This is a genomic window from Snodgrassella communis (assembly GCF_914768045.1).
GTDB lineage: Bacteria > Pseudomonadota > Gammaproteobacteria > Burkholderiales > Neisseriaceae > Snodgrassella > Snodgrassella communis.
In genome coordinates this window covers 13076-29473 of the sequence record NZ_CAJZCD010000001.1, presented here as the reverse complement: position 1 = coordinate 29473, position 16398 = coordinate 13076, and the positions used below count along the sequence as shown (strand labels likewise).

Here is a 16398-nt window from a genome sequence, read left to right as displayed (position 1 = left end):
AGTCCATAAGCTGCATACACAACTTATGGATGATGAGTGAAATAGTCAAGAGTAAAAAATTAATTACAATTAATGCGTACGTCTTCTTCATAACGTTGAATCAGGGCATCGCGATTATTGGTACGCAGACTGTCAGCCATTTTGCGGTTCATCTGTGCTGTTTTACAGGCGGCCTCACGGGTTTTCTTGTTTTGTGCCTCAATTTTTTTATTTTGCTCATCTCTCAGCTTATTCTGTTCTTCAATTTTGCGGTTAAGCTGTGCTTGTTGTTCGGCTAGGGAGTCAGAGCTGGCCTCAGCATTAGGCTTAGGTTTAGCCAGTGGAGTAGAGCTGTGGGTACGTACGTTGAAGCGCTGGGTTTTGGCTGGAGTGAGTTGAGTAGGTACATCTGAATATTCATTCACACCTTTGTGGTCACGCCAGGTGTATACCCCCGCCGCAGTTGCCATGATTGTGCTACCCGCCAGTGCTGCTGTCAGTGAAATTTTCAGTATTTTGTGACGCATATTTACTTTCCTTCGCGTTTGAAAATATATGTTTTGGCTATTATACGATAAAAAAAACGTCTGATTGTTAATTGGCAAGATTGTGTAAAGGTATATTTTGCCAGTGTGTCGTAATTTTGTTAAAATTGATCGCCAATTCTTCCATCTAATTCTCCTCACCCTTTAAAAAAGAAGTCCTAAAATGCGTATAGTCGAAAAAGCTTACACTTTTGACGACGTGCTACTTGTACCTGCTCACTCTGAAGTACTACCGCGCGACGTTATTCTGAAAACCCCGCTTACCCGTCATATTCATCTGAATTTACCGCTGGTTTCAGCTGCGATGGATACAGTTACTGAAGCCAGACTGGCGATATCGATGGCACAGGAGGGTGGTATTGGTATTATTCACAAAAATATGAATATCGAACAGCAGGCACGTGCTGTTGCAAAAGTTAAACGGTATGAGAGTGGAGTAGTTAAGGATCCGGTAACCATTACTCCGGATACACTGATTGGTGATTTGATTGGACCGGGGCGTAAATATAAAGTATCCAGTCTGCCGGTGTTGGAAAATGGCAAGGTAGTTGGTCTGGTTACCAATCGCGATTTACGCTTTGAACGTAATCTGCAACAAAAAGTAGCCAGTATCATGACACCGCGAGAACGTCTGGTAACCGTTAATGAATCAACCAGCATCAATGATGCCCGTGAGTTGATGCATACGCATAAAATCGAACGGGTACTGGTGGTGAATGCTGAGTGGGAATTAAAAGGTTTGATTACCGTCAAGGATATTTTGAAAAATACCGCATTCCCGAATGCCAATAAAGACAGCGAAAGTCGTTTGCGCGTTGGTGCCGCCGTAGGTGTGGGACAGGATACTGATGAGCGCGTGGCAGCACTGGTACAGGCCGGTGTGGATGTATTGGTAGTGGATACCGCGCATGGACACAGTCAGGGCGTGATGGAGCGTGTTCGCTGGGTAAAACAGCATTACCCTGATGTGGACGTAATCGGTGGCAATATTGCCACTGCCGCAGCTGCTCGTGATCTGGTGGCTGCGGGAGCTGATGCAGTTAAAGTGGGTATTGGTCCAGGCTCTATCTGTACTACACGCATTATAGCAGGAGTGGGTGTACCGCAATTAACAGCGATTCATAATGTTGCTACTGAGCTCGCAGGTACTGGCGTGCCACTTATTGCTGATGGTGGTATCCGCTTTTCCGGTGATTTGGCCAAAGCATTAGCAGCAGGTGCTTCAGCAGTGATGCTGGGAGGTATGTTCGCCGGTACGGAAGAAGCACCTGGTGAAATTGAGCTGTATCAGGGGCGATCCTATAAGTCCTATCGCGGTATGGGGTCAATGGGCGCTATGAGTCAGGGCTCATCCGACCGCTATTTTCAGGATAATGTAGCCAGTGCCGATAAATATGTACCTGAAGGGATTGAGGGGCGTGTACCTTACAAAGGACCGATTAACCAGATTATTCATCAGCTGGTAGGCGGATTGCGTTCCAGCATGGGTTATCTTGGCTGCAAAACCATTCAGGATATGCACAGTAAGGCTGAATTTGTGGAAATTACTTCTGCGGGAATGAGTGAATCGCATGTACACGATGTGCAGATTACCAAAGAAGCACCCAATTACCACGTTCGCTAAATATTGTTGCAGATTCTGATATTAATATAAAAGGGCAGTCTGGGGGCTGCCCGGTAAGGAAAAAAATTCTTTTTGTTATTCAAATCTGTATTGCCAAAACAGAAAGGATTAGCTAAAATATATTGCTTTCATGGTAGCGTCAGATATCCCTATCCCTGCCATCATCAAGCACGTAGCTCACGCCATTTTGCGTGAAGTGGCGTGTTTTTTTTTGCCTGCAATTGGTAACAGGAAGCACAATTATTTACCGATAAAAACAGACTGTCGCCACGGCAATAGTCTACTTAAATCCATAGGAATCAATCATGACTACAAACGCAATTTTAGTGTTGGCTGACGGTTCCGTATTTCATGGTGTCAGCATTGGTGCGACTGGGCAGGCAGTTGGAGAAGTAGTGTTCAACACCAGCATGACTGGCTATCAGGAAATTCTTACCGACCCATCTTATACACAGCAGATGGTTACTCTTACTTATCCGCATATAGGCAATACAGGCGTAAACAGCGAAGACACTGAGAGTAATCAAGTTTATGCTGCTGGTTTGATAATTCGGGATTTGCCTTTATTACATAGTAATTTCCGCGCCAATGAAAGTCTGGTTCAATATTTGCAGCGCCATAAAACCGTGGCAATTGCCGATATTGACACACGCCGTCTTACCCGCCTGCTACGGGATAAAGGTGCACAGGCTGGCTGTATTCTGACAGGCGATAATGCCAGTGCAGAGCAGGCACTGGCATTGGCGCAAGCCTTTGGCAGTATGGCCGGTAAGGACTTGGCGCGAGAAGTAAGCTGTACAGAAAAGTATGAGTTTGCACAAGGTGAATGGAAGCTGGGGCAGGGCTATGTTCAGCCACCAGCAGCTCAATACCATGTTGTTGCCTATGATTTCGGGGTAAAAACCAATATCCTGCGTATGCTTAGTGAGCGTGGCTGTCGCTTGACTGTTGTTCCAGCTGCTACGCCGGCGGCAGAAGTACTGGCAATGAATCCCGACGGCGTATTCTTGTCCAATGGTCCCGGCGACCCGCAACCTTGTTATTATGCTATTGCGGCTGTACAGGAAATTCTGGCACATAAACTGCCATTGTTTGGTATCTGTCTGGGGCATCAACTACTCGGTCTGGCCTTAGGAGCACAAACTCGCAAAATGCCTTTTGGTCATCATGGTGCCAATCATCCGGTACAAGATCTCGAAACTGGTCGAGTAGTGATTACCAGCCAGAATCATGGTTTTGAAGTAGATGCGGACACCTTGCCACAAAATGTGTGCATTACCCATAAATCACTGTTTGACGGCTCATTACAAGGCATCAGCATGACTACACAGCCGGCCTTTTCATTTCAAGGGCATCCTGAAGCCAATCCTGGGCCACACGATGTGTCCTATCTGTTTGACCGTTTTATCGAACATATGCGGGTTGCGCGTCAGGAATAATAGTCATTTTTTACCAACCAACCTCTAGAGAATAACAAAAATGTACAGGATTTCTTATGTTTGGTATTACTGATCTGGGAACATATATTATCGGTGCCATCGCCATCGTTTTATTGCCCGGACCCAATTCCATGTACTGTTTGGCCATAGCCGGCAAATATGGTGCTAGAGCAGCTTATTGTGCTGTGGCGGGTATAGTTCTGGGTGACAGCGTATTGATGCTACTTTCATCTTCTGGTGCAACATCAATTATAAAAACCATTCCTGTATTATTTTTATTGCTGAAATTGGTGGGAGGATTATATCTGTTTTATCTGGGCTGGCAGCTACTGCGTTCAGCGGCCAGACAATGGAGCAGAAGGCATCAGCAGGCAGCAGAAGCTTTCAGGCAATCGTTGAGTGAACCGAATAGTGCAGATAAACCACTTTCAGCGCATTATTTATTTCAGCGTGCGTTACTGTTAAGCCTGTTAAATCCAAAAGCCATACTGTTTTTCCTAGCTTTTTTTGTACAATTTGTTGATCCGCATTATCCACAGCCAGCATTTAGCTTCCTATTGCTGGCTATTATTTTGCAAATTTGCAGTTTAACCTATCTGAGTGTACTGATATTCAGTGGTATATCGCTGGTAAAGTGGTTTCGTCATTATCAGCGACTGGCTGCTGGTGCGGTAGCCACAGTCGGGTTAATGTTCATAGCTTTTGCAATGAAATTATGGACGGCAAGTATTGACTGAGTATTCCAGTCACTGGTCAAAAACTTCTGCCGAGCCACTAAATTAAACAGATAACAATTAATAGAGGTTTCAATATGCCCAAGCGCACAGACTTAAAATCCATTCTTATTATTGGTGCCGGCCCCATCGTGATTGGTCAGGCGTGTGAGTTTGACTATTCCGGTGCTCAGGCATGCAAAGCATTACGTGAGGAAGGCTACAAAGTCATTCTAGTTAATTCCAATCCGGCTACCATCATGACTGATCCTGATATGGCCGACGTTACCTACATTGAGCCGATTATGTGGCAAACGGTAGCGAAAATCATTGAAAAAGAACGCCCTGATGCGATTTTACCAACCATGGGCGGGCAGACAGCACTCAACTGTGCTTTGGATCTGGCGCATAACGGTATCCTGAAAAAATATCAAGTAGAGCTGATTGGTGCATCACAAGACGCCATAGATAAAGCAGAAGATCGTGGCCGCTTTAAAGAAGCCATGAATAGAATCGGACTGCACACCCCAAAATCATTTATCTGTCACAGTATGGATCAGGCCTTGGAAGCACAGGCGCAGGTGGGCTTTCCGGCACTGATCCGCCCATCTTTTACCATGGGTGGCAGTGGTGGCGGGATTGCCTATAATAAAGATGAATTCATTACTATCTGTGAACGTGGCTTTGACGCCTCGCCCACACATGAACTACTTATTGAGCAATCCGTACTGGGCTGGAAAGAATATGAAATGGAAGTGGTGCGAGACCGTGCCGACAACTGTATCATCATCTGCTCCATTGAAAACTTCGATCCCTGTGGCGTGCATACCGGTGATTCCATTACCGTAGCACCCGCACAAACACTCACCGATAAAGAGTACCAGCTGATGCGCAATGCTTCATTGGCTGTATTGCGTGAAATAGGTGTCGATACCGGTGGTTCCAATGTTCAATTTGCCATTAATCCGCAAAACGGCGAAATGATCGTCATTGAAATGAATCCGCGTGTCAGCCGTTCTTCTGCTCTGGCTTCTAAAGCCACCGGTTTCCCGATAGCCAAAATTGCCGCCAAACTGGCAGTAGGCTATACCCTGAATGAATTGCAGAACGACATTACCGGCGGCCGGACACCAGCTTCATTCGAACCATCAATTGACTATGTCGTTACCAAAGTACCACGTTTTGCCTTTGAAAAGTTTCCCACAGCCGATGATCGTCTGACCACACAGATGAAATCCGTTGGTGAAGTCATGGCTATCGGGCGAACATTTCAGGAATCCATCCATAAAGCCTTGCGCGGTCTGGAAATAGGCTTAAGTGGTTTTGATAGCCGCAGCGATGACCGCGCAGTTATTCAACGAGAACTGGCCAACCCGGGGCCTGAACGCATTCTGTATGTAGCCGATGCCTTCCGTGCCGGATTCTCACTTACCGAAATTCAGCAGATTTGCGCAATTGACCCGTGGTTTCTGGCACAGATTGCCGATTTAGTGACAGAAGAACAGCAGCTGGTCGGTTGCAACCTGAATGAAATAGACTACAGCTGTATGCGTAGACTGAAACGCAAGGGCTTTGCAGATAAACGGCTGGCGCAACTACTGTGCACTGATGAAGCCAGCGTGCGCCAGCATCGCCATACCCTTAAGCTGCATCCGGTATACAAACGCGTAGATACCTGTGCGGCTGAATTTGCTACCGATACTGCCTATCTTTACTCCACTTACGAAGAAGAGTGCGAGGCAGAACCAAGCCAGCGCAGAAAAATCATGATTCTTGGCGGGGGGCCGAATCGTATCGGGCAGGGTATTGAGTTTGATTATTGCTGCGTACATGCTGCTCTAGCATTACGAGAATCTGGTTTTGAAACCATTATGGTTAACTGTAATCCAGAAACCGTATCCACAGACTATGATACTTCCGACCGGCTTTATTTCGAACCGCTTACATTGGAAGATGTACTTGAAATCTGTCATACCGAACAACCAGATGGTCTGATTGTACACTATGGTGGACAGACTCCTTTAAAACTGGCGAATGAACTGGTCGCCAATGGAATAAATATTATTGGAACATCTGCGGATGCCATCGATGCTGCAGAAGACCGCGAACGCTTTCAGCAGATTCTGCATACACTAGACCTGCGCCAGCCGGAAAACCGCACAGCACGCACCGAGGCTGAAGCACTGCAACTGGCTGAAGAAGTTGGCTACCCGCTTGTGGTACGCCCATCTTACGTATTGGGTGGTCGCGCCATGCAGGTAGTGCATTCTGCTGCCGAATTACAAACCTATATGCGTGAAGCCGTGCAGGTATCCAACGACAGTCCAGTATTGCTGGATTACTTCCTCAGCCACGCCATTGAAATAGACGTAGACTGCGTTTGTGATGGTCAGCAGGTGGTGATTGGCGGCATCATGCAGCATGTAGAACAGGCCGGCGTACATAGCGGTGATTCAGCCTGCTCCATTCCGCCATATTCACTTAGTACCGCTGTTCAGAACGAAATCCGCCGCCAGACAGTGGCTATGGCCAGAGAATTGCAGGTTATCGGTCTGATGAATGTACAGTTTGCCGTACAGGATGACATAGTCTATGTACTTGAAGTCAATCCACGCGCTTCACGTACCGTGCCATTTGTTTCCAAGGCTACCAGCGTACCACTGGCTAAAATCGGCGCACGAGTAATGGCGGGTATATCACTGCAACAGCAGGGTTATAGCCACGAAGTGATTCCTGAATTTTTTGCTGTCAAAGAGGCCGTTTTCCCGTTTATCAAATTTCCCGGCGTAGATACCATACTCGGGCCAGAAATGCGTTCTACCGGCGAAGTAATGGGCGTAGGTGAAACATTTGCCGAAGCTTATTTAAAAGCACAGCTTGGTGCGGGAGAGCGCATTCCGGCGATTGGCAAAGTTTTTCTGGCCGTACGTGATGAAGATAAACCGCATGTAGTTCAAGTTGCCGCCAATTTCCAGTCACATGGTTATGGCCTGTGTTCCACACGCGGTACAGCAGCATATCTGGCACAGCACGGCATTAACGTGCAAGTAGTCAATAAAGTTACCGAAGGCCGCCCGCATATCGTAGACGCAATCAAAAATGGCGAAATTGCCTTAGTAGTGAACACCGTGAGCAGCGATGTGCAGTCAATAAAAGACAGCCACTCCATCCGCCGCAGTGCCTTGAATATGCGTATTCCATTATATACGACTATCGCCGGTGGTTTAGCCATGAGCGAAAGTGTAGGGCAGTTGTCTCATACTGAGGTATACAGCATTCAAAGTCTGCATCAGCGTATTGAACGAATAACAGTCCAAGACTAAATTGCCTTTATATTGTACGGCTACTAGCAGCGTTAATCGCAGTTAGTAGCCTTTTACCAATTAAAAAACGACATGCACAATCAACCATATTCAAGATTATTTACACTAAAATAATGCTATTTTCATGGTTGGTTTTGTCGATATCAGTAGGTATAGAGCTTTTTTCATTACCGCTGTTGGTGCAATAATATTATTCGTCACACTAGCCCAAAGCCTTTAAATGGCAATTTGACAGGCAGATTTAGTAAATTTATGATTTATTAGATAGTTCCCACATATCTTACTAAACTGATATTCACTACTGATATCCTAATAAATATACTTAATAGTAGCAGGTTAAAACATCGTTCCGCAGAATCCATGCTGAGCAAAATTGACATTGAGCCGAATCAATATCAGCTTATTGCTCCCACGAAAAAATCATCAATTCTGCCAAATAACCATTCTCTGCCCATTGCTTTGTTTTACCTTCAAGCAAACAAGCAAAGGCAGATGTTTTGTACTACATATAATATTTTGTCTGAATAGTTTTTTGTTATGGTGCTTTATTTGCTTGCTGCCTTTATTTATCTACAATGGACTTTTCAACTTCAACCGAATGTTTAAGTCCTTAGCTAATGGTTTCATCGCGTACAGTATAAATGGCGGACTGGCTGAGCATAAAAGGGTTAACTAATAAGTGGCACGTTTTGCTTTATCGTGAATCGACAAATCTCTTGTCAATCACAGAGCTTCAAATTAGTTTTTATGTATATTCAAAACATTATTGCCTCAAATTACCGTCAACAATGCGCCAATTCCAGCATAACAATTATAACCTGCTTATTTTTTAAGCAATGAAAAATATATTATAAAAATCAGCAATATATTGTAGTTATCCCCAAATTTTACCTAAAGTTTTGCGCTGGATTTTGTGTACAGGTGGATAAGTCAGCAATAATTGCTTATATTATTTTGATATGAAAAATAAATGAGCTTGCCAGCCTTAGTTGTGCCTGCCACAATAGCTATTCAATTTTATCAAAATAAATTTACATTGTATGAAATGTCCCTTTTGCCAGCATCATAATACACAAGTGATTGATACGCGTCTGAGCGAAGGTAATAACAGTATTCGCCGTCGCCGTCGCTGTATGGGTTGTGACAGCCGTTTTAGTACACTGGAAGTAGTGGAAATGCGAATGCCACTAATAATCAAGCGTACAGGAGAAAAGGTATTGTTTGATCCGGCCAAGCTGTATACCAGCATTAGCAGGGCATTACATAAACGGCCTATGGATCGGGAAAGTATTGAAAATGCGGTAGCCGAGATTGAGACCCGCCTGTACCACATGGGGGTCAAAGAAGTACCCAGTCAGATGATTGGGGACATGGTTCTCAATTTACTGGCTAAACTGGATGAAGTTGCTTATGTGCGTTTTGCCTCAGTGTATAAAAGTTTTCATGATGTCTCAGAATTTACCCAACTGATTGCATCATTACAAAGGCCAGATTAAAGCTATTTATATTGTTAAGTTATTTGGGAACAGTACGCTGCATTAGTCGCTAATTCTTGTTATACTTTGTAACTATTATGCCTTGTCATCGAAAGCTTGAATACATCATGTTGAAATCTCGTTTATGGTCGTTTGTAATACTCGCTTTGTTAGGTTTATCTGCATGTACACAAAAGGAAACTTCTGTGACGATGGATGCTAGTGATACTCAGACTGCAAGTGGCACAGCGTCCGCAGTGGCTACATCTACCCAGACGCTAACCAGTAAGGATGATCAGCTGAGTATTGTGGTAGATGGAGATTTTACGGATGTAATGGGTAGCGCATCAGAATGGGTAGATCAGGCTCAGATTAATAATCTCACTTTATTGCAGCATGATAACGGCAGTAATATTACTCTGGCAGTTAATAATTTAGGTGCGATAAAAATTAAGGCAGATGAGTATTTCAAAAATTTGGCTGATAGCCTGAAAAACAACAAAGATATCAGCAATGTCAAAGTAGGCATTGCAACCGAAAACCGCATGAACTATCGTTTCAGTCATCAGCAAAACGGCACTTTATTACATGAAAGCTGTGTTGCTCTGGTTGGTAGTAATAATCTTTATTCAGTTTGTGCCAGCAGTGATAGTGCCGGCGATGATGCACTTGGGGCTACATTGAAAACCATTAATGTACAGAACAGTTAAAATGAGCTTTTCTGAGCTTGATAAAAAATTCATGCAAACCGCTCTTGAGCTAGCTTGGCAAGGGCGGTTTTCTACCAGCCCAAATCCGCGGGTAGGCTGTGTGATTACGCGTGGCGAGCAAATTGTCGGTGAAGGATTTCATGTACAGGCAGGGCAAGCACATGCCGAAATACATGCATTACAGCAGGCTGGGCAGCTGGCACAGGATGCTACCGCATATGTCACTTTAGAACCTTGCAGCCATACCGGGCGGACAGGCCCGTGTGCACAGGCTCTGATTGATGCTCATATCAAGCGCGTAGTTGTAGGCATGAGAGATCCCAATCCCTTAGTAAAAGGTAATGGATTAAATATATTGCGACAAGCAGGTATACAGGTTGACTGTGGTTTGTATACACAGCAGGCACGTGAACTGAATCCGGGCTTCTTATCCAGAGTAGAAAGACACAGACCTTATATCAGGTTGAAAATCGCTGCCAGTCTCGACAGCAAAACAGCATTGAGTAATGGTGAAAGCCAGTGGATAACCGGTGAGGCTGCGCGTAATGATGTGCAGACATTACGGGCTGAAAGCTGTGCCGTATTAACCGGTATCAATACCATACAGGCAGATAATCCACGGTTGAATGTACGGCGGTTTTCCGCATTGCGGCAACCACTGCGTATCATCCTGGATAGCAAGCTGCGCATCACCCCAGCTTATCAAGTGATTCAGGATGTGAATAGTCCTACTTTAATTATTACCACAGTTAGCGACAAAGTTAAAAAAACTGTTTTCGATCCTTACCCGCATGTTTCCGTTTTAACTGTGCCGGCCAATCAGCATGGCCAGATTGATTTGCAAAAATTATGGCCGGTTTTGGCTCAACGCGATATTGGACTGATACTAGTTGAAGCAGGTTCCATCCTGAATTCTGCGTTACTTGCTGCCAATGCCGTAGATGAAATAATTTATTATCAGGCGCCAAAAATTCTTGGTGCAGCAGCACGCAATGCCATTGAGTTAGCAGAAAATCCACAAGCATTATCAGATTCTGAATGGCAGACAGTAGCTGTAGAGGTTTTAGGTCAGGATTGTCGCTGGTCATTACGTCATCAACAAAGCACGGTCTGGTTAACAGGAATGTTGGAATAACGTTTGTAACAGAGCTATTTATTCAAACAACCTCAATTTTATATACAAAACAGTGCTGAAAATAAACTATCCTTGTGTAACAATAAGCTTATTGTTTGAGCACTGTATTTATGTAACATCATAAATGTTAGTCTCATTGTGATTATTCTATTGGTATTTTAAAACAAAGGCTTTACCATGCGTATTTTATTAACGGGTTCAAAAGGTCAGGTAGGTAGTTGCTTAAGAGACAGATTGCCTGAAAATTGGGAATTGATTGCCAGTGACTCGCAGACACTGAATATTACTGATGCACATAATGTGCACAACATGGTAAAAACTTTTGAACCGGATGTAATTATAAACGCAGCAGGTTACACCAAAGTTGATGCCGCAGAAACCGATAAAGCCAAAGCTTTCGCAGTGAATGCAACAGGAACTTTGAATCTGGCTCAAGCGGCTCGGGCAATTGGTGCACGCCTGATTCATCTGTCTACCGAGCAAGTATTTGATGGTCATCATCATGTCATACTGACAGAAAATATGGCTCCTAACCCATTGAATGTATACGGACACAGTAAGCTGGCAGGGGAGTTACTGGCTTTAAACGCGCACGTAGATACCGCTGTTATTCGTACCTCATGGGTATACAGTGAACATGGACACAATTTTGTCAAAATCATGTTACAAAAAGGATTGGAAACATCCACTATTCGCGTAGTTGACGATCAGATAGGCTGCCCCACCTATGCAGGAGATTTGGCTGAAGCCATTATTCGTCTTGCTGCATTAACTAATCCAGCACGCGGAATAATGCATTTTGCCGGTAGCCAGCAAATGAGTTGGGCAGATTTTGCCCAGCGTATTTTTGCTGAGGCTGCTGAAATTGATGAGCGTTACAAACAGGTTAAAGTAGAGCGGATTGCTACTGCTGATTACCAGTCAGCAGCCACACGACCAGAATTTGGTATTCTGGATAGTCGTACCATACAAAATATACTTCCCGAACCCGTAGCCGATACACCTTTAGCGCACATAATTGCTAAACTACTGGCTTAAGACAATGCACAAAAAAAGCGGGTTACAAAGTAACCCGCTTTTTCATACCTGATAGCATTACTTTTGTGTACGCATATCATGATGCTCAATAACAAAACCAGCGTTCCGATAGGTACGAAAACGCTGCCGTGCAGCTGCTATATCATCCAGATCAGTACTCACAAGCTCCAATACCCGTTCTGGTATGTGCGGAGCATCACACCAATAAACATTTGCCAGATTAATCACCACATAATCCTTCAGCATGGTAGGTAAATCTGAGCCATAAGCCAGTAACACTAATGGCTCGGTAACAGGCTGCGGTTGCTGAGGTGACCAGATTTCATGCGGAATAAAACTGGTGGCCTGAAACGACCATAGAGCATGATCAAACTGATTTACACGGCTTTCGTCTTCTAACCAGATCAGAACACTTGCCCCACTTTTATATACCTTTTGAGTCAGCCGGCAAGTAAAAGAGACTGGATCAGTAATATGAGTATAAAAAGTAATAGTGGCCATAATGCCTCAAGCTTAGGCTTGCCGGATCAGATATTCAAGCAGCAACGGCACAGGGCGACCTGTAGCACCTTTATTATTGCCTGAATGCCATGCCGTACCAGCAATATCCAGATGAGCCCAAGGATAGGCCTCGGTAAAACAGGATAAAAATGCCGCAGCAGTAATTGTTCCGGCAGGACGTCCGCCTATATTCTGCAAATCTGCAAAATTGGATTTTAGCTGCTCCTTGTACTCATCAAATAAAGGCAATTGCCATGCTTTATCATTAATATTGGCTGCTGCCTGCAATATCTGATCAATGACTGACTGATTATTGCCCAGTACAGCTTGCGCAACATGACCCAGCGCAATAATACAGGCTCCAGTTAACGTGGCCACATCAATTACCGCCTTGGGCTGGAAGCGTTCAGCATAGGTAAGAGCATCGCATAAAATTAGCCTGCCTTCTGCATCGGTATTCAGAACCTCAATATTTAAGCCATTCATAGCTTTAACAATATCTCCCGGTTTGACTGCATGACCAGAAGGCATATTCTCACAGGTAGGAACGATAGCAACCAGATTCAGCGGTAGCTTAAGCTTGGCAGCTGCTGCAAAAGTACCAATAACAGCAGCAGCACCACACATATCAAATTTCATTTCATCCATCGCAGCACCCGGCTTAAGGGAGATGCCGCCAGAATCAAAAGTAATACCTTTGCCTACAAGAACCACCGGCTTATCTTCAGCATTAGAAGCACCACGATATTGCAGTTCAACAAGATAAGCACCAGCAGAACTGCCTTGTGCAACAGCCAGCAAAGCATTCATACCCATTTCCTGAATATCGGCTGTAGACATAATTCGTGCGCTTGCACCCACATCAGCGGCAATCTGAGCTGCAGAAGAAGCCAGATAATCCGGGGTGCACAGATTACCGGGTGCATTGCTCAGATCTTTGCAGATATTCATACCATAAACTATGGCCTCGCCTTTGTTCAGGGATGCATTCACAGCATGAACAGTGTAGTAATTAATCTGTTCAAGTAGTGTAGGTTTAGGATCACTTTTAAACGTATCAAAACAATAACCAGCTTCACCTACTGCAATCGTAAATGCCAGTACCCATTGCTGTGCCAATACTTCAGGCAATAAACTCAAATCCACATTCACCCGAGTTTGTTCTTTGGCCCAGCTGGCTGCCGTTGCTGCCAATTTCTGTATACTGGCATAGTCTTCTTTTTCAATACACACTACAGCCATAGCCTGTACCTGATCCTGCTCAACTGTATTAGCAGCAATAAAATCTTTTTGTTGCTGTTGTAACTGAGACAGTAAAGTACCTGCTACAGAATTGTCGTGTTTACTGTTTGCAGTACAGACAAAAAGTAAAGAACTGTTTCTTTGCGGCTGCAATTGTTCGGCTTTTATGCTAAATTCCATCTTTTCCTCTCCCATTATAAGGGCGTTGTATATATTCTGGACTAATCATGCGTTAAGCTGATCCGGATGCCCCTATTGTAACGCAGGCTGTCACCAAAATACGGATAGTCGCATATGTGTTTATTATTTTATGATTTATCAACGCCAATTTATTAAAGAATTATCATGGGCTGCCGTGGGCATTTTCATGATTTTGCTGGTAGTGCTAGTGGCCACGCAAGCAATCAATCTGCTGGGCAGGGCAGCCAGCGGCCGCGTAGCTATTGATGCAGTAACCGCATTAGTTGGGTTCTGGACAATTGGTCTTACACCTGTGTTATTGATTTTAACTGCCTATATTAGCATTATTACCGTACTTACCCGATACTGGCGTGATAGCGAAATGGTTATCTGGCTGTCCAGTGGCTTATCACTAAGAAACTGGATATTCCCCTTAATGAAATTCGCACTTCCATTTGCTATTCTGGTGGCCGTGGTATCCATGTTAGTTCAGCCGTGGGCAGAGTTGCGTAGCCGTGAATTTGCAGAACTGCTGAAACAGAAACAGGAATTGTCATTGCTGGAACCGGGTGTATTTCGAGAAATAGGCAAAAGCCATCCACGGGTTTATTTTATCGAATCATTTGACCCTGATAGTGGCCATGCCAGCAACCTGTTTGTACGAGAAAAAGAAAAAAATGGTAAAGACAGTACGATTTTCGCCAAACGTGGCGAGTTCAAACAGGACGGAGAAAAGCGTATTCTGACTCTGGAAGATGGATTTCGCTATTACGGAAAGCCCGGACAGGCAGACTATCAACGAGCTTCATTTCACAAAATGACTTTAGTCATCAGCGTTAATACAATGATAGTCGACCCAAAACAAAATCGGCATACCATTCCTACCGCTGCACTGTTTGCCAGCGATGACGCCATTTACAAAGCAGAGTTGATGTGGCGTTTATCATTACCAATAAGCGTAATTATACTGGCTTTGCTGGCGTTACCACTATCTTATTATAATCCACGCACTGGCCATACCTATAATATTCTGATTGCGATAGCCGTGTTTTTAATTTACCAGAATGGACTGACCTTTTTACGGGATATGGTTGAAAATAGTCGTATTCCACTTTGGCTTGGTATATTGCCGATGCATCTGATGATGTTTATGGTGTTTTTATTTCTATTGCGTTGGCGCGATCTTCCATCGGCTTCTTTTAAAGCAGCATTTACATCATTATTGAGAGGTCGTTCCTGATGCGTTTGCTTAATCGTTATGTAATTAGCCAACTGTCGATTTGCACTTTGTATGCATTACTGGTACTGATAAGCCTATACAGCTTCTTTGACATCATGGGCGAAATCAGCCATGTGGGTGACGGGCGTTACACAGCAAGTAAAATGCTGTATTACGTCTTATTGCTGATTCCTACTCATGCCTATGAGCTTATGCCACTGGCTGTATTGGTAGGTGCGTTAGTATGCCTAAACCAGATGGCCAGCCACAGTGAATTTACCGTAATCAGAACATCTGGTATTCGCCTGTCAAGTATCATTAGCATGATGTTACAGTTTGGCTTACTGTTTGCCATTATTGCTGCGTTACTGGGTGAATATGTTGTACCTAAAATTGGCCCTTATGCAGAACAGTATCAATTGCATGCCCGTCAAAATAGCATTAGTGCCGGAGATAGCGGTATATGGTTAAAGCAGGGGCAGGATATCGTGAATGTAGCTGAAATGTTACCCGACGGCAGCTTAAAAAACATCAGCATATATCGCCATGATGAACAGTTCCGCTTAATGGAAACTTTACATGCTTCCAGTGCCAATGTTGATACACATACTCAGCAAGGTAAGAAATCAAAATGGCATCTGCATCAGGTAGAGCAGACACTTCTTCAGGAGCATCAGATGACAGTAACGCATCTGGAAAATCTGGATTGGCGCATGTCCATCAATCATCAGCTTCTGAATATATTATTGGTAGCGCCAGAACAAATGTCCATTATGGCACTATCGACTTATATTAAGCATTTGAAAAATAATCACCAGCAAACGACCCGTTACGAGCTGGCGTGGTGGCGTAAAATTGCCTATCCCTTGGCCTGTATCGTTATGGCACTGGTAGCCTTGGCTTTTACACCGCAGCAAAACCGGCATGGCAATATGGGCTTGAAACTTTTTTATGGAATTTGTTTAGGACTACTATTCCATTTTTCAGGACGCTTGTTTGGATTTACCAGCCAGCTATATAAGATACCAACACCGATTGCCGCATTTCTGCCTACAATATTATTTTTATGTCTGGCTATATACCTGATTAGACGGCAAGAAAAGCGATGATATACAGTTAGTTGAAATCAATATTTTCTAAATTAATCAGACACGATTAGAATAGTCACTCATGTGCAAAATAATTTAATGACTACAACTTCTCAATAGAATATCAATAAACGATAGCTAGTAAGAAGCTCTGTTTCAGAAAATTTGCATCACATATAGACCTGTT

13 protein-coding genes are annotated in these 16398 nt (G+C 44.0%); 10 read left to right on the top strand and 3 right to left on the bottom strand.

Annotated features, from left to right (window positions below):
- Positions 1-59: 59 nt before the first annotated feature.
- The gene (locus MJ761_RS00115) at positions 60-506 is read right to left on the bottom strand and encodes a DUF4124 domain-containing protein (protein ID WP_093090897.1); all 447 of its coding nucleotides are present in this window, start codon (positions 504-506) and stop codon (positions 60-62) included.
- A 181-nt stretch (positions 507-687) separates the two neighbouring features.
- Between MJ761_RS00115 and guaB the strand changes: the two genes are divergently transcribed.
- The 8 genes from guaB to rfbD all read left to right on the top strand — a co-directional run bounded on the left by guaB (position 688) and on the right by rfbD (position 11981).
- Entirely contained in the window at positions 688-2148 is a 1461-nt protein-coding gene (gene guaB, locus MJ761_RS00110; RefSeq protein ID WP_093090895.1) for an IMP dehydrogenase, read from the top strand.
- Positions 2149-2453: 305 nt separating this feature from the next.
- Positions 2454-3587: a glutamine-hydrolyzing carbamoyl-phosphate synthase small subunit gene (carA, locus tag MJ761_RS00105; RefSeq protein ID WP_093090893.1), complete on the top strand. Its 1134-nt coding sequence runs from the start codon at positions 2454-2456 to the stop codon at positions 3585-3587.
- A gap of 56 nt (positions 3588-3643) precedes the next feature.
- Positions 3644-4324: a leucine efflux protein LeuE gene (gene leuE, locus MJ761_RS00100; protein ID WP_093090891.1), complete on the top strand. Its 681-nt coding sequence runs from the start codon at positions 3644-3646 to the stop codon at positions 4322-4324.
- A gap of 74 nt (positions 4325-4398) precedes the next feature.
- Positions 4399-7623 carry a carbamoyl-phosphate synthase large subunit gene (carB, locus tag MJ761_RS00095; RefSeq protein WP_093090889.1) on the top strand — a complete coding sequence of 1075 codons (3225 nt, stop codon included), beginning with the start codon at positions 4399-4401 and terminating at the stop codon, positions 7621-7623.
- Between the two features lie 1040 nt (positions 7624-8663).
- Positions 8664-9119, top strand: coding sequence for a transcriptional regulator NrdR (nrdR, locus tag MJ761_RS00090; RefSeq protein ID WP_093090887.1), 456 nt, complete (start codon positions 8664-8666; stop codon positions 9117-9119).
- 107 nt (positions 9120-9226) lie between these two features.
- Positions 9227-9808, top strand: a complete 582-nt coding sequence (locus tag MJ761_RS00085; RefSeq protein ID WP_141683398.1) for a cytochrome C — start codon at positions 9227-9229, stop codon at positions 9806-9808.
- A 1-nt stretch (position 9809) separates the two neighbouring features.
- The gene (ribD, locus tag MJ761_RS00080; RefSeq protein WP_093090883.1) at positions 9810-10943 is read left to right on the top strand and encodes a bifunctional diaminohydroxyphosphoribosylaminopyrimidine deaminase/5-amino-6-(5-phosphoribosylamino)uracil reductase RibD; all 1134 of its coding nucleotides are present in this window, start codon (positions 9810-9812) and stop codon (positions 10941-10943) included.
- Positions 10944-11120: 177 nt separating this feature from the next.
- Positions 11121-11981, top strand: coding sequence for a dTDP-4-dehydrorhamnose reductase (gene rfbD, locus MJ761_RS00075; RefSeq protein WP_093090881.1), 861 nt, complete (start codon positions 11121-11123; stop codon positions 11979-11981).
- 57 nt (positions 11982-12038) lie between these two features.
- Here rfbD and MJ761_RS00070 read toward each other — a convergent pair whose 3' ends face one another.
- The gene (locus tag MJ761_RS00070) at positions 12039-12482 is read right to left on the bottom strand and encodes a DNA polymerase III subunit chi (protein ID WP_093090879.1); all 444 of its coding nucleotides are present in this window, start codon (positions 12480-12482) and stop codon (positions 12039-12041) included.
- Positions 12483-12494: 12 nt separating this feature from the next.
- Positions 12495-13904: a leucyl aminopeptidase gene (locus MJ761_RS00065; protein WP_093090877.1), complete on the bottom strand. Its 1410-nt coding sequence runs from the start codon at positions 13902-13904 to the stop codon at positions 12495-12497.
- A 130-nt stretch (positions 13905-14034) separates the two neighbouring features.
- Between MJ761_RS00065 and lptF the strand changes: the two genes are divergently transcribed.
- Positions 14035-15144, top strand: a complete 1110-nt coding sequence (lptF, locus tag MJ761_RS00060; protein ID WP_093090875.1) for an LPS export ABC transporter permease LptF — start codon at positions 14035-14037, stop codon at positions 15142-15144.
- Positions 15144-16232 carry an LPS export ABC transporter permease LptG gene (lptG, locus tag MJ761_RS00055; protein WP_093090873.1) on the top strand — a complete coding sequence of 363 codons (1089 nt, stop codon included), beginning with the start codon at positions 15144-15146 and terminating at the stop codon, positions 16230-16232. Before lptF ends, lptG begins: the two co-directional genes overlap by 1 nt.
- Positions 16233-16398: the final 166 nt, after the last annotated feature.